The 22,736-nt window shown below is 69.0% G+C and carries 5 protein-coding genes; 1 reads left to right on the top strand and 4 read right to left on the bottom strand.

Features of this window, described 5'->3' with window-relative positions:
• Nucleotides 1–274 precede the first annotated feature (274 nt).
• Entirely contained in the window at nucleotides 275–925 is a 651-nt protein-coding gene (locus tag ACZ46K_RS10880; RefSeq protein ID WP_464748183.1) for a hypothetical protein, read from the bottom strand.
• A 174-nt stretch (nucleotides 926–1,099) separates the two neighbouring features.
• Complete coding sequence (locus ACZ46K_RS10875; RefSeq protein WP_464748181.1) at nucleotides 1,100–1,258, bottom strand: hypothetical protein; 159 nt, start codon at nucleotides 1,256–1,258, stop codon at nucleotides 1,100–1,102.
• 209 nt (nucleotides 1,259–1,467) lie between these two features.
• Between ACZ46K_RS10875 and ACZ46K_RS10870 the strand changes: the two genes are divergently transcribed.
• Nucleotides 1,468–1,986: an arsenate reductase/protein-tyrosine-phosphatase family protein gene (locus tag ACZ46K_RS10870; protein ID WP_054807431.1), complete on the top strand. Its 519-nt coding sequence runs from the start codon at nucleotides 1,468–1,470 to the stop codon at nucleotides 1,984–1,986.
• Here the strand turns inward: ACZ46K_RS10870 and ACZ46K_RS10865 are convergent.
• Both ACZ46K_RS10865 and ACZ46K_RS10860 read right to left on the bottom strand, forming a co-directional pair.
• Nucleotides 1,957–3,717 (bottom strand): tyrosine-protein kinase domain-containing protein, encoded by a 1,761-nt coding sequence (locus tag ACZ46K_RS10865; protein ID WP_054807432.1) that lies wholly within the window; start codon nucleotides 3,715–3,717, stop codon nucleotides 1,957–1,959. The two genes, ACZ46K_RS10870 and ACZ46K_RS10865, sit on opposite strands and share 30 nt — an antisense overlap.
• Nucleotides 3,717–22,577 carry a non-ribosomal peptide synthetase gene (locus tag ACZ46K_RS10860; RefSeq protein WP_464748179.1) on the bottom strand — a complete coding sequence of 6,287 codons (18,861 nt, stop codon included), beginning with the start codon at nucleotides 22,575–22,577 and terminating at the stop codon, nucleotides 3,717–3,719. The genes ACZ46K_RS10865 and ACZ46K_RS10860 overlap by 1 nt, the downstream gene beginning before the upstream one ends.
• Nucleotides 22,578–22,736: the final 159 nt, after the last annotated feature.

Below are 22,736 nucleotides of genomic sequence, written 5' to 3'. Positions count from 1 at the left end.
GCCCTGAACGTCTTCATCCATCCGCGCGATGTGGGCTTTGATCCACTCGGTGCTCCCCGGTGTGGCGGAGCTGTCGAACGTTGAATCGGTGGTGCAGGTACTCAAGTCAATCCTCGTCGCATTCGACGCCGGCTTGCCCGGCGGACGCAGGTCACAACCACCCCGTGTGAGTGACCGTCGTCACTATAGCTCTGGAATCGAGCTCTGCCAAACCGTCTCGTAGCGGTCCGGCGGCGCCTCTGGATGGAGGCGCCACCGGAGCTACGGGCTCACCTCACGGCTGTGAGGACTGAGGTGCGAGCAGGTCGCGAATGAAGTCCAGGAACCACTGGATCGGATCGATGGGCAGTTCGTCCAGGGGCGGTTCCGGCGTCGTCACCGGCTCATCGGAGACGGGCCCCGCCTGAGCCGGAGCGGCCTCGGGGGCGGGAGCCGGCGCACCCTCGGCAGGCGCAGCCTCGCCGCCACCGACGGTCACGGTGATGGGCTCCTTCGCGAACGGGCGGCCCGACGCGTCGAAGATGTTGTCGTAGGTGGCGCCCGCGGCGTCCTGGCAACCCCAGTAGACCTCGTAGGTGCCCGGCGTCAGCGCGCGAGCACCGGTCTGCGCGGGTGCGCCGTCCTTAACGTAGGTGGCCGACGAGGTCTGGGTGTTCTTCACCGAGAACTTGGTGCCGGCGGGCTGGTTGTCGATGCGGCCCGACGGGGCCGCGGTGTCGACGGTGCCCGGCTCGAGGACGTAGGTGACGCAGGTGGCGCCGAGCTCGACGGAATCCTGCGGCAGGTCGAAATCGACCGTGATCGACGTGTCGTCCGCGGAAGCGGAGACGTTGGGGCCGGCAGCGGATGCGACACCCGGAACGGCGAAGGCCAGCGCAGCGGCACCGGCGGCAGTGAGGGCAGCTTTCTTGGCGACAGAATTCATAAATTTCCTCCCCGAAATTTTCTGGTGCGCCCTCGTCGTGAGCGGCACGCGAAACCGACCTCTGTCAGGCACAGCTTCATCTGCACGTTATCGCAGGTAACGATCCGTGTCGCGACGAAAGGGCTCGCACGCCGGGAAGAACCGGAATGTCCCCTTTTTCATGAATGCGGATGTTCAGTTCAGAAGGGGCGGCTGTGCGTGATCGCGTTGATCACGCTGCAATTCGACGAGCTGTTCTTCACGCTCGGCCACCCGAAGGAATGCGCCCACAGCGAATGCGACGGCGACCGACACTGCCAGCCAGGCCATCAGTCCCACTGCGATCCACCACATGACCACAGTGTGCGCGAAAACGAGGGACGCGCCAAACACCCTTACCGGACGAAACGACAACGCTCCTGTCACGAAACGGACACGCCCCGTCGCTCACCTGGAGTTTCTTTCACCGGCAGTGCAGATCGGGCGAAATACAACATGTTTGCAACGCCACATCACGGTGTCCCACACCCGACATGTCAGGCAGCGTCCCCTACGATCGCCCAATGCGGATCTTCTTTGTGTGCACCGGAAACGTTTGCCGCTCGCCAACCGCTGAACGCCTGACCTCTGCATACGCGGCCGAGGCCGGCCGTACCGATCTCACCGCGCACAGCGGAGGTACCCGCGCAATGGTCGGGCACGGGATGGAGCCCACGGCAGCGCTCGTGCTGCAGCAGCTCGGTGGAGACCCCGACGGGTTCACCGCGCAGCGCATCACACCGCAGCTCGCGGAAGATTCCGACATGGTCATCACCATGAGCGAACGGCAGCGCAACAAGGTCGTCGAGGTGGCTCCGCGCATGATGCGCGTGACGTTCACCTTGAAGGAAGCGGCCCGTCTCATGGAGGCGAGTAGCGCAACCACCGTTGCAGAATTGGCAGCGGCCCGGGCCCAGCACACTGCTGAGCCCGGGCCCGAGGACATCACCGATCCGATGGGCCAGGACGAGGAGACGTTCGTCGCGGTCGGTTCGGAGATCGCCGATCTGTTGCTACCCCTGCTTGCCCGAATCCGGGTCTGAGTCGTCGACCGGGCGTCGCGGTGCTTGGATCACCGGCCGCGACACCTCGTGCTCGGTTGCATGACCGTTGTTGGGTCCGAAGCCCTGCGCGGCCGAGTACGCCTGCGGCGGGTACTGCTCGTCGCTGTGACGTGCCGGTGCCTGCGGGAACTCGGAGACCCTCCACGAGTCGTTGCCGTTGCCGTTACTGCGCGGGTAGTCGTCGCTGGTCCGGTACGGCATCGCCTGAGTCTGCTCGGGCGTCGCATACTGATTCGGCTCGGTGTCCTGCTGACGCCGGGAAACCGGCGGATTCACGACCCGCGGAGCAACGGGAGCGGGCTGAGCCGCGACCGGTGCAACAGGCGCGGCATTGGCAGCACCCTCGGCGGGCTTGTCCGACTCGTAGTAGTACCGGTACTCGTACGATCCGCCGCGACCCTTCGCCGGGGTCATGTTGAGGATCGTGCCCAGCACGGTCGCGTTGACCGAACGCAGGTTGCCGACCGCGCGGGCGAGCTGTTCCTTGGTGGTCTTGCCGTGTCGCGCGATCAGCAGGGCACCGTCGGTGATGGTGCTGAGCACGGCTGCGTCGGTCACGGGCAGCAGCGGCGGCGCGTCGATGATGACGTAATCGAACCGCGACCGCAGGTCTTCGAGCACATGGCGGGCGTGTTCGGAGCCCAGCAACTCGGACGGGTTCGGCGGCAACGCGCCCGCACCGAGCACCCACAGACCGTCGTACTTGGTGGTCTGCATGACGTCGGCGATCGACGCCTGGTTCGCGAGCACGGTCGAGAGGCCGGCTCCGCCCATCACGCCGAGATACTTCGACACACGAGGACGACGCAGGTCTCCCTCGACGAGCGCGACGGTATGCCCGGCCTCGGTGAGCACCAGCGCAAGGTTGATCGCGGTGGTCGTCTTACCTTCGGTGGGCAGTGCACTGGTGACCACGATCGCGCGCGGTGGATGGTCGACCTCGAGGAACTGCAGGTTGGTGCGCATTTCGCGGTAGGCCTCGGCGTCGCCGCTGTTGGCGTCGACGAACGAGATGGCAGGCGCCTCCTGCCGCGCCTTGTCCATCGGGATCACACCGACCACACCGGCTCCGGCGATCTCCTCGATGGCCTCGCGGTCCTTGACGGTGTTGTCGAGACGATCGCGCAGCACCGCGAGGGCGATGCCGAGCAGCACGCCGACGGCCAGGCCGAGTGCAACGTTGCGCATCGTCTTGGGCGTCACCGGTGCCGACGGCGTCGCGGCGTGGGTTTCCACCACGACGCGGGCTGTGGGAGGACCACCGTTCTCGGGCGTCTCGAGTTCACGGACCATGGTGACGAACTCGTCGGACATCGCGTTGGCGATGTCGCGTGCCCGCTCGGGCGACGGGTCGGTCACAGCCATGTCGATCAGGACGGTGTCGGGTGCCGACGCCGCGGTGACCTTCGCGGCCAGTCCGTTGGGCGTGATGTCGGTGAGTCCGAGCGTGTCGATGGTGCGCTCGGCGAGGTTCGTACCCGTCAGCAGCTTGGTGTACGACGCAACGCGCTGCTGTGAGAACAGGTTGCCCTGGTAGATCTCCTGGACCGATCCACCCGACGACGTGGACACGAACATCCGCGTCTTCGCTTCGTACTGCGGCGTGGTGAGCAGTGACGCACCGAGCGCGGCGAGAACGGCGACCACCGTCGTGACCGCGACGATCTTCCACCTCGCCTGCAGAATTCGCAGGTAATCGTGTACTTCCATCAGGGCGTCTCCCTCGTTGCGGTTACTGCGCACCCAACGGGCACGGTAGGACGGTCGTCGCGATCCGCCAGCGCACTGGCGAGAATCGGACCGAACGAACGCAGAGCATCCGCGCCGGTCAATTCCGAGTGCGTGTACGGCACCGGGTGTTCGACGACGAGACCGCGCACATACCGCTGCCAGGTGGCAGCGAGATCCGGGTGCCGGTCGAGATCTGGGGTGGCGACGAACAGGTCGACGTCGCCCTCGTAGGTCCGTGGTGTGTGCCGCAGCGCGGCCGCTTCGATGGCATCTGCTGCCGCGTCGGCCCGGCGGAGCACATCGCCCACGAGTTCGTCGGGCAGCGCTGCGATATCGAGTGCTGTGATATCGAGCTGGGGGGTGTCGGCGTCGGATTCCGGCTCGTGGGCTTCTCCGAGCGGAAGGGCTTCCGGGGTCAGGGTGTCGAGCAGTGCAAGCACCCCCACCTGGTCGCCGCGCTCCCGTAGCTGCACAGCCATTTCGTGAGCGATCGTGCCACCGACCGACCATCCGAGCAGGTGATAGGGACCATCGGGCCGAACTTTACGGATGGCTTCGATATACCGCGCGGCGAATTCGGGGATGCTGTGGGGTATGTCACCCGATCCGGTGGCCTGCACACCGTAAAGGGTTCGTCCGCCCAGGTGATCGTCGAGACCGCGGTAGGTCCACGAGAGTCCGCTGATGGGATGGATGCAGAACAGCGGCGGACCGGCGTCTCCGGCGGCGAGTTCGACGACCGTCCCGAGCGCGTCGGGCCCGTTTTCGCCGTGCTCGATGTGGTGCGCGAGTTCGTCGACTGTCGTTGTGGTGAAGAGCCATTCGAGCGGAATGTCCCGATCGAGTTCGGCGCGCAGATCGCCCGCAACCGCGACGGCGGTGATGGAACTCCCGCCGAGATCGAAGAACCCGCGGTCGGCGGACACGCTCTCGACGGGCACGTCGAGGTGCCGCGCGAAGATCGCAGCCACGGTCGGTGCGATCGGTCCCCGCGGCGGCACGTACTCGACCGCGGGCGCGTCCGGCGACGGCAGTGCCGCCCGGTCGATCTTGCCCGACGTTGTGAACGGCATTGCGTCGACGACGGTGATGCTCGCGGGTCGCAGATGGCGCGGAAGGTGGGCGGCGAGGCGGCGTCGCAGGCTTTCGATGCTCGCAGTGCCCTGCACGTAAGCGGCGAGGACACCAGCGGTGGGGACGGTGACGGTGGCGTCGACGTGCGGGTCGGACAGGAGCACGGCGTCGACTTCGGCGGGTTCGACGCGGATGCCGTGGATCTGCACCTGATCGTCGGCGCGGCCCACGTGATCGAGCTCCCCGTGTGCGTCGATCCGCACCAGGTCACCCGTGCGATACAGCCGGTCGCCGGGAGCACCGAACGGATCGGCCACGAATCGTATTGCGGTATCGGCGCTTCGGTTACGGTAGCCGCGAGCGAGTCCGCTGCCGCTCACATACAACTCCCCGACGGTGCCGGCAGGAACGGGGTGCAGCCGCGCATCGAGGACGTGGGCGGTGGCACCCGCGACCGGGACTCCGATGCTCGGCTTCCCACCACCGCGGAGCGGACCTGCAACAGACACGCCCACGGTCAGTTCGGTGGGGCCGTATCCGTTGAACACGCGGTGCGCACTCCACTTGTCGACGAGCGCAGCGGGAAGCGACTCGCCGGCCGCGACGAGGGTCAGTGGCGCCAACTCGGGCGACAGGGTCGCGAGCACCGTGGGGGTGAGGTTCGCGTGGGTGATGCGCTGATCGACGATCAACTGCTGCAACGGCTCCCCGGCGAAGGTGTGACCGGGCGCGATCACCAGAGTGCCGCCGTGGGCGTGCGCGGTGAGCAGTTCGAACACGGCGGCGTCGAACGTGTGGGAGGCCGCCTGCAGTACCCGTGCGCCGGGCGCGGCGTCGAGACGTTCGCGCTGCAGGTCGACGAGGGCGGCCAGTCCGCGGTGCGTCACCTCGACGCCCTTCGGGGTCCCCGTGGTGCCGGAGGTGTAGATCAGGTAGGCAGCATCGTCGACGCGCACGGTGTCGTCGACGCGCACGGTCGGTGATGCGGGCACGAGCACGTCGTCGCGGTCGGCGGTGACGTCGAGCCAGGTGACGTTGCCGGGGCCGTGCTCACCGACGGTGAGTCCGAAGACGGCGCCGGAGTCGCGCAGGATCGCGTCGATGCGCGCAGCGGGCTGCGCCGGATCCACCGAGACCCACGCGGCACCCGACTTGGCGACCGCCCACACCGCGAGCGGCCAATGCTGTTCGCGCGGAGACGAAATCGCGACGACGTCGCCGGGTCCCACACCGCGGCGGGCGAGGTCGGCGGCGATCTCGTCGGCGCGGGCGGAGATACCCGAGTACGTCCACACCACGTGCCCGGCCTGCACCGCGATCGCGCCGGGATGCTCTGCGACGGCGCCGTCGAGCAGGTCGACGAGGGTGCGCGGTGCGACAGCGGGCGTCGACAGCGGTGCGGGTGCGGGGACAGCGAGGTCGCCTACGGGAAGCTCCGGACGGTCCACGGCATCACCGAGCAGCGACACGTAGTCTGCGAGCAGCGAATCGGATGTGGCACTGTCGAAGAGGTCGACGGCGTGTACGAGACGCAGGTCGATGCCATTGTGGTCGATGCCATTTCTGCCACCGCGTTCGACGACTTCGAGCACCAGGTCGAACTGTGCGGGCGGCGCGCCGGCGTCGGCCTCGGTGATCTGCAGTCCGGGCAGTTGCGGCAGCATCTCACCGGCGACGGCGCGGTGGGTGAGCAGCACCTGGAACAGCGGGTGGTAGGCCTGCTCGCGTGTCGGCGCAACCCTCGCGACCACCTCTTCGAACGGCACGTCGGCGTGCGCGAACGCACCGAGGTCGGCGGCGCGCACGTCGCGCAGCAGTGCGTCGAACGGGCGGGCCGCGTCGATGACGGTGCGCAGCGGCACGGTGCCGACGAACATACCGACGAGATGCTCGAGCTGCGGGTCGCCGCGACCGGCCACCGCGGTCCCGACGGTGATGTCGTCGCGGCCACTGCGGCGCGCGAGCAGGACGGCGAGCACCGCGTGGGCCAGCATGAACACGGTCACGTCGTGGCTGCGTGCGGTCTCGCGCAGCCGGCGGTGAAGATCGGCGCCCAAGTGCACGACGGTCTGCTCACCGCGATGTGTGGGGCGTGCGGGTCGCGGCCGGTCGGTGGGCAGCGGCAGTGGACTGTCGGGGGCGCCGCCCAGGATCGTCGCCCAGTAGTCGAGTTGCCGTGCGGCGAGCGACGTCGGATCGGTGGGGTCGCCGAGCAGGTCGCGTTGCCAGCGCGCGTAGTCGCCGTAGGTGACGGGCAGCTCCGCGAACTGCGGTGCGCCCCCGGTGAGGCGGGCGGTGTAGGCGCGCGACAGGTCGTCGAGCAGCGGGCCGACGGAGCCGCCGTCGAACGCGATGTGATGCACCGCGGCTGCCAGGATCCACTTGCCGGGCTCGACGTCGAGCAACCGGATCCGCAGCGGCGCTTCGGCGACGAGGTCGAACGGCGTCGCGACGGTCTCGGCTATCGCCGCATCGACGTCGGTGCGCGAGAGGTGTTCGAGTACAGGAGGATCGAGCAGGACCTGACCGGCATCGGTGTGTGCGGTGCGCAGGATCCGGTGGCGATCGATCACGTCGCCCACCGCTGCGGTCAATGCGTCGACGTCGAGGTCACCGGTGAGCGAGAGGACGACGGGCACCACGTACGCGGTGGTGTCGGGGTCGACGCGGCTGAGCAACCACAGTCGGCGCTGGGCGGGAGCAAGCGGTGCGGGTCCGTCGACATCGGAGTGCTGCAGCGCACTCCGCTCGCTCCCGTCGCTCCCCTCACCCCCGATGCGCTGGGCCAGCGCCGCGAGCGTGGGTGCGTGCAGCACCGATCGCACGGGCACGTCCACCCCGAATACGTCGGTGAGGCGCGCGGCGAAGACGACGGCCGACAGCGAGTCGCCGCCCGCCGCGAAGAATCCGCGATGTGCGGACGGCCGCACTCCGAGGACGTGTTCGGCGACGGTGACGACGAGATCTTCGGCGTCGGTGAGCGTGCGGCTGTCGATCACCACATCGTCGCCATCCTGCGCAGCATCGAACTCTTCGAGCGCCGCGACATCGAGTTTGCCGTTGGCAGTGAGCGGCAGCGCGTCCACGATGCGCACCCGACCGGGCAGGCGCTGCGGTGGTACCACCAACGACAGCGACGCCTGCACATTCTGCGCGGTCAGTTCGTGGCCCGCGACGAACGCCACCAGCGTGCCACCGAGCGCGAGGACCGCGGCGTGCCGCACATCGGGTTGCGCGAGCAGCGACGCTTCGAGCTCGCCGGGTTCGATGCGCACACCCCGCACCTTGAGCTGCCGGTCGGTGCGGCCCCGGTAGGCGAGTGACTCGCCGGTGCGATGCACGAGGTCGCCCGTGCGGTACATACGGGTGCCGCCCGCCGCCGCGACGAATCGCTCGGCGGTGAGCGCGGGCGCATCGAGGTATCCGGCAGCCAATCCTTCACCGGCGAGGTAGAGCTCGCCGACGGCACCGTCGGGCACCGGTTGCAGGCGGCCGTCGAGGATGTGGGCGACCGTGCCGGGCACGGGGCGTCCGATGCCGGCAGGGGCGTCGCCGGTGATCTCGACGAGGGTCGAGACGATCGTCGCTTCACTCGGCCCGTAGGCGTCGAGCATCGTGCGGCCGGCAGCCCATCGCGCTGCCAGTGCGGGCGAGAGCGATTCGCCGCCCGACGCGACGACCCGCAGGGCAGGCAACCCGTCGGGATCGAGGGTGCCGAGCACGGTGGGCGTCGACAGGTAGTGGGTGATGTGCTCGTCGACGAGCAGGTGGTGCAGATCCGCTCCCGCATACACGTCGGGAGGTGCGACCACCAGTGTCGCCCCGGTCGTGTGCGCGAGGAGTAGTTCGAGCAGCGCGGCGTCGAATGCGGGTGAATAGCCGTGCAATACACGGTCTCCGGGGTGCACCCGGTAGCGCCTGGCGACCTCGGCGGCGAGCGGTGCGAGTCCGCGATGTGTGACGGCGACACGCTTGGGGGCGCCGGTGGAACCGGACGTCGCGACGACGTAGGCGACGTCGGGCGGGCACTGCGCCTCCATGCCGGAGAATTCCATGCCGGCAGACGACGTGAACGCCGCGCCGGTCTTCGTGACGGCCCACAGCATGCGGATGTAGTCGACGCTGCGGGGCAGGTCGATGGGCACGACCCGGCCCGGTCCTGCACCGGCGGAACGCAGTTCGTCGGCCAGCGCGTCGGACTGTGCGTCGAGTTCACGATAGGTGAGTGAGATCCCGTCGCCGTGCAGTGCCTCGCGATCGGGGTGCGCGGCCGCGGTGGCGCGCAGCAGCTCCTTCAGGGTGCGCGTCGTCGCGGGAGCGCCGCCGACGAGAGGCTCGGCCGCCGCAGCGAACTCGGCCTCACCCACCGCGGCATCCGGTGCGGCGGTGAGTGCGTCGAGGATCGTCACGAAGCGTTCGGCCAGCTCGACGGCGGTGGGCTCGGCGAAGCGGGAGGCATCGAACAGCAGGGTTCCCGCATAGCCGCCGGAGACAGCAGCGAGGGAGAACTGCAGATCGAATTTCGGTGTGTCGTCGACGCTTTCCTGCGCTTCGATAGTCAGGTCGTCCACTTGCAGGGGCTCCACGCCGAAGTCCTGCAGCGCCAGCGCCACCTGCGGTGTGCCGTGGATGTCGGCGACGACCTGCTCGAACGGAACCGAAGCATGGTCGAATGCGGCGACGTCGAAGTCGCGGACCTGGGTGAGCAGCCCGGTGAACGGCATGTCGGCTGCGACGCGCGCCCGCAGCACGAGAGTGTCGAGGAAGGGGCCGACGAGGTCTTCGAGTTGCGCCCAGCGGCGTCCACCCGTGACGGCGGCGACGGCGACGTCGTCGTGTGCACCGAGCCGGGCGAGCAGCACCGACAGCGCGGCGTGCAGCACCATGAATTCGGTGGCGCCGTGTTCACGCGCAAGCTCCGCGACACGGTCGCGTACGTCGACGGGAATTTCGAAGTCGAGGCGCTGTGCCAGGCCCTCTGCGCCGGTGTGGTCGACGGGCAGCTCGGTGACGACGAGACCGTCGAGCGCACGCTTCCAGTGCGCCACATCAACTTCCGATACCCCGCGTTCCTGCTCCCACAGTGCGTAGTCGGCGTACTGCAGCGGCAGCGGCTGCCACCCCGGCGCCTCCCCCGCGACGCGTGCCAGGTAGGCGACGGTGAGGTCACGCAACAGCGGCCGCAGCGATGCACCGTCGGCGATGGAGTGATCGACGTCGAGATGCAGCACGTGCAGGTTCTCCGCGACCGGTTCGAGCCGGCTCGACCACCGACCGCGACCGGTCACCACCTGGTGCACACCGTCGCCGTCGACGACGTAGTCGGTGCGCAGGATCTCGTGGCGCTGTGTCACGTCGTCGAGGGCTTCTTCGAGTGCGAGCACGTCGAGCGGTCCGCGCAAGTGCACGGTGCTGTGCAGACGGTATGCCCCGGGGGCGAGAGTGCCCAGACCCCACAGGCGACGCTGGGCGCGGCTGAGCGGGATGCGGTCGGGTCGCGGCGACACCGCGACCGGCCCGTCCTCACGTTCCGATCCACCGGCGTCGATCACCGCGGCGAGCGCCTCGACGGTCGGGTGGGTGAACAGCGTCCGCAGCGACACACTCACACCGGTCTCGTCGCGCAGCCGTCCGACGAGCACGGTCGCGAGCAGGGAGTTGCCGCCGATGCCGAAGAAGTCATCGTCGCGCCCCACCGTGTTGTTTCCCACCCCTTCGTGCCCCACCGTGTCGCGGCCGAGCAGTTCCGCCAGGATCCGCGCGACCGTGATCTCGGTGACGGTCAGCGGCTCCGACGAACCCGACGACCCACCCGTCGACGCGGCCGGCAGCGCCGCCACATCGATCTTGCCGTGTGCGGTGAGCGGGATCGTCTCGAGAGGCACGATGTGAGCGGGCACGAGATGCGCGGGCAGCAGAGCCCGCAACCGGGATCGCACCGGCTCGACATCGACAGACGACGGCGTCACATACGACGTGAGAACCCCGTTGCGCGGCAACGTGACAGAACGATCGACCTCGCCCAACGCCGCCAGCGCCGCGTCGATCTCGCCGGGTTCGATGCGCACACCGCGCAGCTTGAACTGGCTGTCGCTGCGGCCGTGGAATTCGAGGCTGCCGTCGCGGCGCCACCGCACGAGGTCGCCGGTGCGGTAACGGCGGGTGCCGTCGGGTGCGGCGACGAAGCGTTCGGCGGTGCGGGCCGGGGCGCCGCGGTAGCCGGTGGCGAGTCGTCCGCCGCCCACATACAGTTCGCCGATCACGCCGATGGGCACGGGCCGCAGCCGGTCGTCGAGCACAACCAGCGACGACGCGCGCACGGGCACGCCGATCACGATGTCGTCGCCCGAGTGCAGCGGCTGCGAGTTGGTGACGAACATGGTGGTTTCGGCGGGGCCGTAGCTGTTGATCAGGGTGCGCCCCGGCGACCAGCGGTCGACGAGCGCGGACGTGAGCCGGTCGCCGCCGAGCACGAGCACCCGCAGGTGCGGCAGGTCGCGGGGCGGCACGGTCGCGAGGGTGGACGGCGTCATCACCGCGTGGGTGATGGCGTCGCGGTCGAGGAGGTCGCCGAGGGCGGTGCCGCCGTAGCTGTCGGCGTCGGCCACGATCAGCGTCGCACCGGCGATGCCGGCGGTGAGGATCTCGAGCATCGCCGCGTCGAAGCTGGGTGCGGCCACATGCAGCACACGATCGCCGGGAGCCGCGGCGAGATCCTGGGCGATGTCGTCGGCGAACGCGCTCACACCACGCTGGGTGATGGTGACACCCTTGGGGTTTCCGGATGTGCCGGAGGTGAACACGTAGTAGGCGGGCGAATCGGGTGCCGGTTCGAACACCGGGACGGGATCGAAGTCGGTGCCGTTGTCGACAGGCACCCACGTCACGGTGTCGGGCAGGGTGTCGCTCTCACCCACACCGACGGCCACGCCGTCGAGCATCGCGGCGAGGCGCGCGGTGGGCTGGGCGGGGTCGACGAGCATCGGGGCGGCCCCGGCGCGCACGACACCCCACACGGCGAGCACCGATTCCAGCGACCGCGGCAACGCACAGGCCACCGCATCGCCGGGTTGCACACCCTCGTCCTGCAGGCGCGCGGCGAGATCGTCGGCGTAGAAGACGAGTTCGGGGTACGTCAGTTCGCGGTCGCCGTCGCGCACGGCCAGGTTGTCGCCGCCGAAGTCGGCGCCGGCGGCGAGGCGCTGCCGCAGCGACCGGGTCGACGCGGCGAAGCGGCCTTCCACGACGGGGTTCTGTCCGGCGATGAGGTCGATGTCGCCGAGGCGGATCTGCGGGTCGGTGACGGCTGCACGCAGGATCGCGGCGTACCGGCCGGCGGCAGCGGCGATGGTCGCCTCGTCGTACAGGTCTGTGCTGTAGAAGAATTCGAGCTCGAGTCCGGTGTCGGTGGGAGTGGCGGTGACCTGTAGATCGAGCTGGGTGTAGCGGGTGTCGACGGGCAGCACCGACACATCCACGCCCGGCAGTTCTGCGGTGCCTGGGGCGGGCCTGTTCAGCGACAGCGACACCTGGAACAGCGGGTGACGCGCCGCGCTGCGTACGGGGTTGAGGTGCTCGACGAGCGTCTCGAACGGCGCATCGGGATGCATGTAGGCGGCGACGTCACGGACGCGTACCTGCTCGAGGAACTCGGTGAACGTCGCATCGGGGTTCACGTCGGTGCGCAGCACGTGCGTGCCGACGAACATGCCGACGAGGTCGTCGAGCTGGGGTTCGCCGCGACCGGAGACGACGGTACCGATGGGGATGTCGCGTCCGGCGCCGTGTCGCTGAAGCAGGGTCGCGAGTGCGGCGTGCAGCACCATGAACAGCGTCGCGTGTCCGGTGCGGGCGAGGTCGTGCAGGCCGCCGACCAGTTCGGCGTCGAGCGACACGACGTGCGCGGCGGCGTGCCCGGTGGGATCCGACGGGCGCGGCCGGTCGCCGGGCAGTGTCGTTTCCTCGGGCAGGTCGGCGAGGACGCCGAGCCAGAACGGGAGTTGTTCGTCGGCGATGGCGTGTTGACGTCGCGCATAGTCGCTGTACTGCACGGGCAGCGGCAGCCACGCCGGTGCCGTTCCCGTGCGGCGCGCGTCGTAGGCGACGGTGAGGTCGCGCAGCAGCGGGGTCAGCGACCATCCGTCGGCGGCGATGTGGTGCAGCACCACCGCGAGTACGTGCCGCGTGGGTGCCGTCCGGTACAGCCGAGTACGCAGCGGGCGGTCGGTGGTGAGATCGTACCCGGCAGAGGCGAATTCGGCGACGAACTCACCGAGAGCATCGTCGGGGACGGCAATCGGCTGGAGGACGACGGGTTCGGTGGGCAGCACCACCTGCTCGGTCGCGGCGGGATACACGGTGCGCAGCGTGCGGTGTCGTTCGACGAGATCGGTCAGGGCGGCGGCGAGGGCATCGACGTCGAGATCACCGTCGAGCTGCACCGCGAACGGCATGTTGTAGCCGGGTGAGTCCGGGTCGAAGCGGTTGAGGAACCACAGACGCTGCTGCGCTGCAGGCATCGGGGCGGGACCGTCTCCCGCGACCAGCGGCGGACGCGAGCGTCCGACTCCGGTGCGCTCCGCGATGATCGCGGCGAGCGCGGTGACGGTGCGGGCGTCGAAGATGTCGCGGACGGTGACGTCGACGTCGGTGATGTCGGTGAGTCGCCCGGCGAGACGGGTGGCGAGCAGCGAGTTGCCGCCGAGGTGGAAGAAGTCGTCGGTCGCAGAGAGTGTCACGGCACTGTGGACGGCACCGACGCCGAGGAGATCGATGACGATCTCGGCGACCAGTTCTTCGACGGGCCCGTGCGGCGCCACTCCCCCCGCGCTCGTGATCTCGGGCATCGGCAGGGCATCGCGGTCGAGTTTGCCGTTGGCGGTGCGCGGCAACGCATCCAGCGGCACAGCGGCTGCGGGCACGAGGTAGTCGGGCAGAGTGCGGCGCAGTTCGTCCAGCGCAGCGGTACTGTCGCCGCCCACGAGATAGGCGACGAGCGTGTCGCCGCGCAGCAGCACCGCGGCCTGGGTGACGCCGTCGCATGCGAGAAGTGCGGCCTCGATCTCGCCGGGTTCGATGCGGTAGCCACGCAGCTCGATCTGATGGTCGGCGCGGCCCAGATAACGTAATTCGCCGGAGCGGTCGCGGCGGGCGAGATCACCGGTGCGGTAGCGGCGGGCGCCGCCGGGTGCAGCGACGAACCGGGCTGCGGTGAGGCCGGCCCGGCCGCGGTAGCCGCGGGCCAGTTGGTGTCCGGTGACATACATTTCGCCGATCGCGCCGGGCAGTGCCGGCCGCAGCGACACGTCGAGGACGTCGATGCCCATCCCCGGGATCGGGGTGCCTATACCGGTGGCGGTGGCTTCCCCGGCGGTGACGTGCACGGTGGTTTCGGTGATGCCGAACATGTTGACGACGTGCACGTGCGGGTGTCGTCGCGCCCACGGCGTCACGCGCGTCGGGTCGAGTGCTTCGCCGCCGAAGATCACGAGCCGCAGATCGGGCACCCTCACGTCGAGGTCGGCGAGTTGGTAGAAGGCGCGCGGGGTCTGGTTGAGTACCGTGACGTGCTCGCGGCCGAGAAGTTCGGCGAATGCCGCGGGGTCGCGGACGGTGTGGTGGTCGATCACGACGAGGCGCGCGCCCGTGGACAGCGCTCCCCACATCTCCCACACCGAGAAGTCGAAGGCCGGCGAGTGGAACAGTGTCCACACGTCGCTGGGGACGCAACCGAAGTCGAACGTGGTGGCGGCGAGCAGGGTCGCGAGGTTGCAGTGGGTGACGAGCACGCCCTTCGGGGTGCCCGTGGAGCCGGACGTGTGGATCAGGTAGGCGCCGCTGTCGGTGGGGATCGTCGTGTCGAAGTCGGCGCCGTCGTCGATGCGGGCGGCGATCTCCGGGTCGTCGAGGTGCAGTACGGGCACGGGCGAGTCGAAGCTGCTCTCGGCGAGCACAACCGACGGCGACGCGTCGCCGAAGAGTGCCTGCAGGCGCGCCGCGGGGTGGGTGACATCGACCGGCAGGTACGTCGCCCCGGCGCGTGCGACGGCGAGGATCGCGACGACGAGATCGAGCGATCGCGGCAACGCCACTGCCACCACGTCGTCGGTGCCGATCCCCCGCTCGCGAAGTATCGCGGCGAGGCCACCGGACCGCGACCACAACTGCCCGTAGGTGAGGGACTCACCTGCGTCGGACACGGCGATCGCTTCGGCATCGTCGGCGACGCGTGCCGCGACGAGCTCGATGGGTGAGGTGGCCACCGGGGGGAGCGTGACGCCGACGGGGGTGTGGCCGGCGCCACGCAATGGAATACCGCCCACCGGCGCTGCCGGATCCGCGGTAACCGAGTCGAGAGTAACCCCAAGCCACTCGGCCCATTCGATCAAGGTGCCTGCTTCGAACATTTCCGCTGGATACGTGAAGGTTCCGGCGAGTCCGGCGGGTGTGCCTGCGTCGGTGCGGTGATCGCGAATGTTGAGTTCGAGGTCTACTCGCGCAGCGCCGGACGGCAGCTCACGCACCGTAGCGCCGGGCACGGTGAAGGTGTCGATGCCGAAGCTCTCGTAGGCGAGGATCACCTGGAATACCGGGTGGTGTCCGCTGGTGCTCGCACCCACTGCGTCGACGATGCGGTCGAACGGGACGTCGGAGTGAGCGAACGCGTCGAGATCCACGCGGCGAGCCTCGGCGAGCAGGTCGGTGAAGCTGTGGCGCGGCTGCACGGACAGGCGCAGTGGGACGGTGCCGACGAACATGCCCACCATGTCGTCGAGCGCGGCGTCGGTGCGGCCCGAGACGGGGGCGCCGATGACGATGTCGTCGGTGGCGGCGAGCGCATGCAGCAGCGTCGCGAACGCGGCGTGCACCACCATGAACGGGGTGACGTCGTTGGCGCGGGCGAGTTTGTCGATGGCGGCGTGCACTTCGGCGGGCACGGTGAACGCGACCTGCGCGGTGGTACCGGTGGTGATGTTGCTGCGCGGGTGGTCGGTGGGCAGCTCCAGCAGCGGCGGGGCGCCGGCGAGCGTCTGCTTCCAATGCGCGAGTTGTGTCGCGGCGAGGCTGCGGGGATCGGTCTCGTCGCCGAGAACCGCTGTGTGCCACCGCGCGTAATCGCGGAAGGATACCGGCGAGCCGGCGAGGTCGGGGGTCTCGCCGGCTCGCCGATCAGCATATGCGGTCGCGGCGTCGCGTCCGAGTGGGAGCAGCGACAAACCGTCGACTGCAATGTGGTGGAGCACCACAGCGAGCGTGAACCCGTCGGTGGTGCGGTAGAGCGCGGCACGGAGGGGTGCGTCGGAGGTGAGATCGTAACGTCTGCGCGCGAACTCGGTCATCCGATCGTCGAGGTCGGCGGGTGCGTCGACCGGTGTGAGGTCGAGTTCCACGGTGTCGAGCAGGTGCTGACGCGGGCCGTCGCCGCTGTCGGGGTAGATGGTGCGCAATGTCTCGTGCCGGGTGATGACGTCGGCGAACGCGCCGCGGAGGGCGTCGAGGTCGGTGTCTCGCGGAAGGTCGACGGCGAACGCGATGTGGTCGCCGCCGTCCGTCTCGGCGGCAACGTCGAACCGGTTGACGAGCCACATGCGCTGCTGAGCGGGGGCGAGCGGTGCGTCGCCCGAGTTGTCGGCGTGTCCGGTGTCGTCACTGTGGACGAGCGGGATGTCGGCGACCGCGCCCGAGGAGCCGAGCGCGCGTGCGAGATCGGCGACGGTCGGGTTCTCGAACACGTCGCGCACACCCACGCGTCGCGCCGCGACCGCGCCGAGGCGGGCCGCGAGGGTGGTGGCCAGGAGCGAGTTCCCGCCGACCGCGAAGAAGTCGTCGTCGCCCGAGACGGCAGGCACGCCCAGCACGTCGGCGACGATCCCCGCGACGAGTTCTTCGGTGACGCTCCGGAACCCCTGATGAGCGGTGGATTCACCTGTGGGATCGGGCAGCGCGGCACGGTCGATCTTGCCGGTGCTGGTGAGCGGCACCGCGTCGAGCACGGTGACGGTGGCGGGCACCATGTGTCGCGGCAGGCGCGAGGCGAGCCAGTCGCGGATCGCGCGTCCGTCGAGCTGCGTGTCGGGGCTGTGCACGTAGGCGGCGAGCGCGCTGTCCCGGGCTGTGTACTCACGAACCAGGGTGACGGCGGTGCGCACGTCCGGGTGGTCGTGCAGGACGGTGTCGATTTCGCCGAGTTCGATGCGGAAACCGCGGATCTTGACCTGATGGTCGGCGCGACCCACGAATTCGAGGGCGTGGTCGCGGGTCCAGCGCACGAGGTCGCCCGTGCGGTACATGCGTCCACCACCGAACGGATCCGCGACGAAACGCTCCGCGGTGAGGGCAGGGGCGTCGAGATAGCCGCGGGCCACGCCCTGCCCCATGAGATACAGCTCGCCGGTCACGCCGTCGGGCACGGGCCGGAGGCAGTGATCGAGCACCGCCGCGGTGACTCCGACGAGCCCGGTGCCGATGGTGAGCTTGGCGCCGGGTTGCAGCGGTGTGCTGGAGGTGGCGATCACCGTGGTTTCGGTGGGCCCGTACACATTCAGCATGGCGCGGCCGGGCGACCACCGCGCCGCGGTCTCGTCCGGCCACATCTCGCCACCCACGGCGAGGACTTCGAGGTGGTCGAGTCCGGCCGGGTCGAGCTGGGTGGGCACCGACGGCGTGGTGAACCAGTGCGTGATGCGTTCACCACGAAGCAGTTCGAGTAGCTCGTCGCCGCCGAACAGATCGGGCGGTGCCACCACAAGAGTTCCGCCCGCCGTCAGCGCCATCACCTGTTCGAGGACGGCGCCGTCGAAGGCGGGGTTCGCGAAGTGCAGGATGCGGGCGTCGTCGTGGAGTGCGAAACGTTCGACGAACGACTGTGCGAGCGGCCCGAGTCCGCGGTGCGCGACCGCCACGCCCTTCGGCTTACCCGTCGACCCGGATGTGTAAACGAGGTAAGCGAGATTGTCGAGATGCACCGGACGCGCGCGGTCGGCGTCGGTGATCTCACGGGTGTCGCCGTCGAGCGTGAACGGCACGATTTCCACTCCCGACGGCACAGGCACGTCGGGGCCGGCGATGGCGTACCGGACGCCGGAGTCGGTGAGCAGAGCGATGATTCGCGCGGCAGGCTGAGCAGGGTCGACGGGCACGAACGCAGCACCGGTGAGGGTTACCGCTGCGGCCGCGATCACCGAGGCAGACGAGCGCGGCACCATCACCGCAACGCGGTCTTCGGCTCCCACACCCCTGTCGAGCAGCGACCACGCCAGCGGCCGGGCGGCAGTCGCGATGCGGAGCGGTTCGCCGCCGGGTTCGACGACGCGCGCCGCGGATCGTTCGATGATCTCGGCGAAGGTCGCTTCGGGTCCGGATTCGGCGACCGTCACCGGAACAGCACCGAGGTCGACGTCGCTCACCGGCCGGGTAGGGTGCTGCGCGACGTGCTCGAACACCGTGTTGAGACGTTCCGACCACGTGGTGATGGTCGTGTGGTCGAACAGTGTCGTGTCGTAGAAGAGCCGGCCCGTCAGCGATCCATCTTGCATGGCGCGCATCGAGATCTCGAGGTCGAACCGTGCGCGAGCCGAGCCGATTTCCTGTGCCCGCACGGTGAGGCCCGGAAGTTCGAGGTCGGGGACGTCGACGTTATCGTACGCGAGCATCACGCTGAACGGGCTGAATCCGAGTGCGTCGACGACCTGCTCGAACGGCACCGTGGCGTGGGCGAACGCGTCGAGGTCGGTGTCGCGGGCGGCGGTGAGCAGCGAGGTGAAGGGCGCGGCGGGGTCGACGTCGAGGCGCAGTGCGACGGTGCCGACGAACATGCCGACGAGTGCGTCGAGGTCGGGGTGATCGCGACCGGCCGTGCCTGTGCCGATGGCAATGTCGCGGACGGACGTCCACGCCGACAACCACACCGCGACGGCGGCGTGCACGGCCATGAACACCGTGGCGTCCTGGGCGGCGGCGATCGAGCGCAGGGCATCGACTTGCTCGGCGGGCACCGTGAACTCCGCTGCCGCGGCCGGGCCGAATCCGCCGTTGCGGGGACGGTCGGTGGGTAGCGGTGCTGCGGAGCCGAGCCCGGCGAGCACGGTGCGCCAATGTTCGAGTTCGCGACTGGCGAGGCTCGCGGGATCAGCGGCGTTGCCGAGCCGATCGCGGTGCCAGCGGGCGTAGTCGCGGTACTGCAGTGGTAGCGGCGCCCACGCGGGAGTCTGCCCTTCGACGCGCGCGGCGTACGCGGTGGCGACGTCGGTGGTGAGCGGCACGAACGACGCACCGTCGAGTGCGATGTGGTGGGCGACCACGGCGAGCACGTGCCGATCGTCGGCCACGCGGAACAGTCGCACACGGAACGGGATGTCTTCGGTGAGGTCGAACGGTGCGGCAGCCCACTGTCCGATCAGCGTGTCGACGTCGTCCTCGCCGACAACCTCGACGTCGAACGTATCCACAGCGCTGTCGATTTCGAGCACCTGCTGCACGGGCCCGTCGCTCGTCGTCAGGAAGACGCTGCGGAGGATGTCGTGGCGACCGAGCACATCGGTGAGCGCGGCCTGCAGCGCCGGCACGTCGAGTGCGCCGTCGAGATGCAGGGCGAACGGCAGGTGGTAGGCGGCGGGGTCGCCGTGCGCGCGGGCAAGCAGCAGCAGTCGTTGCTGGGCCGGGGCCAGCGGAGCCGGTCCGGTCTCGGCTAGCGCGACCGGCGCCGATGCGGCGAGCGGGCGTGCCTCGGCTGCGGCGGCGAGCCGGGCGACGGTGGGATGCTCGAACACGTCGCGGAGCTGCACGTCGCGGCCGAGCGCGGCGCCGAGGCGCGCGGCGAGCTGCGCAGCGCCGAGCGAGTGGCCGCCGAGTTCGAAGAAGTCGGCGTCGCCGCCCACATTGTCGGCGGCGGTGAGGTCGGCGAACAGTCGGGCGACGAGGGTTTCGGTGGGCCCGCTCAGCGGCTTCGACCCGGCGGAAGCCGCCACCGGGGCGGGCAGTTCGCGGTGGTCGACCTTGCCGCCCGGGGTGAGCGGCAGGGCATCGAGCACGGTGATCGATCTGGGCCGCAGGTAGCCGGGAAGTTGTTCGGCGAGGTGGATGGTCAGATCGGCTGTATCCACCTCACCCACCACATACGCGGCGAGGTGCCCGCCGCGCACCACGACGGTGGCGGCGCGCACGGCGGCGAACGAGGTGAGGGCCGTTTCGATTTCGCCGAGCTCGATGCGGCGGCCACGGATCTTCACCTGCTGATCAGCGCGGCCCAGGAAGATGAGCTGCCCGTTGGAATGCCAGCGCACCACGTCGCCCGTGCGATACATGCGACCACCGAACGGCGACGCAATGAAGCGTTCGGCGGTGAGTGCCGGTGCGCCGAGGTAGCCGCGGGCCACGGCATCTCCCCCGAGGTACAGCTCGCCGGACACTCCGACGGGCACCGGGTGCAGGCGGGAATCGAGGACCATTGCGGTCATACCGTCGATGGGTCGCCCGATGGGAACACCGGCTCCGGGTTCGAGCGGTGCGCTCAGCGTTGCGAGGACGGTGGTTTCCGTCGGCCCGTAGGCGTTGAGCATGGTGCGGCCCGGCGACCAGCGGTCGGCGACGGCCTGCGGCAGTGATTCACCACCGGCATCGAGCATCGTCAGATCGGGCAACCCGTGTTCGGGGGTGACGGCGAGGACGGCGGGCGCGGTGATGGCGTGGGTGACGCGTTCGGCGCGCAGCAGTGTCGCGAGGGCGGGGCCACCGACGGCGTCGGGTGGGCAGATGACGACGGTGGCACCGGAGTCGAAGGCGAGCAGCAGTTCTTGGATCGATGCGTCGAAGCTGGGTGCGGCGAGGTGCAGCACGCGCGAGTTCGCGTCGGCGCTGTAGCGGTCGCGCAGCGTGGTCACCAGCGCAGCGATCCCCCGGTGCCCGACGGCGACGGCCTTCGGTGTGCCGGTGGAGCCGGACGTGTAGATCACCCACGCGGGGTTGTCGAGATGCAGCGGGCGCAGCCGGTGCTCGGCGGTGAACTTCTCCGGCGACTCATTGTCGGAGGTGGGCGCGACGCGGGTGAGGTGCTCGGGCAGTTCCGGGTGCTCGCCCACGACAGCCACCTGCACATCGGCGAGAAGTTCGGCGAGGCGGAGCTCGGGAAGTTCGGGGTCGATCGGGGTGTAGGCGGCGCCGGTCTTCGCGACGGCCCACAGCGCGATCACGGAGTCGATCGAGCGGGGCAGCAGCACCGCGACGCGATCTTCGGGGCCGGCACCGGCGGCGACGAGGCGATGGGCCAATTCGTCGGAGCGGCCGTCGAGCTCGCGGTAGGTGAGTGCTTCGCCGCGGTCTCGCACTGCCACGCGATACGTCTGTGCGTGTGCGGCAAGCAGGTCGGGCAGCACCGCCGGCGTGGGCGCCTCGTTGCCGCGTGACGGGGTGAAGCCGGCGAGTTCGTCGGCGGTGGCGAACGGCAGGTCGCCCACGGGCGCCGACGGGTCGCTGACGAAATGCAGGAGGAAATCGAGGAACCTGCGGTGCAGGAAATCGAGGTAGTCCTGCGTGTACAGGTTGGGGTTGGCTTCGAAGTCGACGCGGAGGGTCTTACCCGGAATTCCCGCGTACACGTTCATCGACAGGTCGTCGACGGGGCCAGTGGACTGCACGTGGTAGTCGGCAGGCACGTCGCCGTAGACGATCGGCCGGTGGAAATTCATGATGTTGACGACGGGCCCGAAAGCATTGCGCGTCTCGGTGTGTTCGCGACCGAGTGCGCGCAGATCGGCGAGCATGTCGGCGTAGGAGTATCGCTGATGACGCAGCGCGCCGTTCATTTCCACCTGGACGTCGCGAATCAGGTCGGTTCCCGGCGCCGACAGATCCAGCCGCACACGCAGCGGCACCACGTTGGATATGACACCCGCAGAGCGTCTCAGGGCAGCGGTGGTGCGCGCCGATACGGGGAGCGACAGCACCACATCGGTGGTGCTCCGAGTGCGAGCCAAGAACGCTGCGAACCCGGCGAGCACGATCGGCACCTCAGTGGCATTCACTTCCTGCCCCCGTGCTGTGATCGCCTCAGAGAGCCCGGAGGTGACGGCAGTTCCTGATCGCCTCGCGGGGACTGTAGGGGGCGCGACGTCGCCGATCAGTGAGAGTGGCTCGGGAAGATCTGTAAGGCGCTGGGCCCAATGCTCGCGGTCACCTGCCTGCCGCTTCGATCCCACATAGGTGGTTTCGAACTCGATGATCTTCTCGATCGGCAATGACGTGACCGGCGGCGTCCCTTCACCCGCGATCCACGCCGAGTACAGCTCCGCGGCCCGGCTCAACAGGATCATGGCCCCGTGGCCGTCGAGCGCAATGTGGTGGACGTAGCTCGACAGGAAATACCGATTGTCGGCAATGTGCAGCAGGGTGCTTGCAATAAGTCGGTCGCCGAGGGGGTCGAGCGGCGCCGAGAAGCGCGCAGTCATCCAACGATGCGCAGCCGCTTCCGGATCATCGAATTCGCGACAATCGACATATGGGACATCATCGACATATTCGATGTCGACGAATTGCTCGGGAATACCGTCTCCGTCAGCGAGAAAGAGGAAGCCAGATTCCACATCGCGCGCAGCCTGCAGCATCGCCTCGGTCACGAGACCGTGATCGAGACTGCCCCGAAACTCCAAGTACTGAGCAGTAATAAAGGGCACGTCCGGATTCAATACCTGGGCGTACCACAGCCCCCGCTGGCTTGGGGACAGCGGAAGTAGTTGCACCACGCTCCCTCGCCTCACCCGACAAAAACACATACCTGGGGCGCGATAGCTGCGTTGTCATCCGCCCCGACGAACCGCGACTGATGCCTCCCAACACCGTTGCCACGATCGAACGCACAAAGTGTATCCAGGGTCAGCAAAGCTCACCACTTGAACGGACGGCCAACTCGATGTCGGTTATCGTTCCGGCGG

The sequence above is a fragment of the Rhodococcus sp. JCM 9793 genome, assembly GCF_055380405.1.
This window is presented reverse-complemented; position numbering and strand designations above follow the sequence as displayed.

Bases quoted from the DNA above. Each gene is read 5' to 3' on its own strand.
- ACZ46K_RS10880 (WP_464748183.1), bottom strand. From the start codon at position 925: ATGAATTCTGTCGCCAAGAAAGCTGCCCTCACTGCCGCCGGTGCCGCT.
- ACZ46K_RS10875 (WP_464748181.1), bottom strand. From the start codon at position 1,258: ATGTGGTGGATCGCAGTGGGACTGATGGCCTGGCTGGCAGTGTCGGTC.
- ACZ46K_RS10870 (WP_054807431.1), top strand. From the start codon at position 1,468: ATGCGGATCTTCTTTGTGTGCACCGGAAACGTTTGCCGCTCGCCAACC.
- ACZ46K_RS10865 (WP_054807432.1), bottom strand. From the start codon at position 3,717: ATGGAAGTACACGATTACCTGCGAATTCTGCAGGCGAGGTGGAAGATC.
- ACZ46K_RS10860 (WP_464748179.1), bottom strand. From the start codon at position 22,577: ATGTGTTTTTGTCGGGTGAGGCGAGGGAGCGTGGTGCAACTACTTCCG.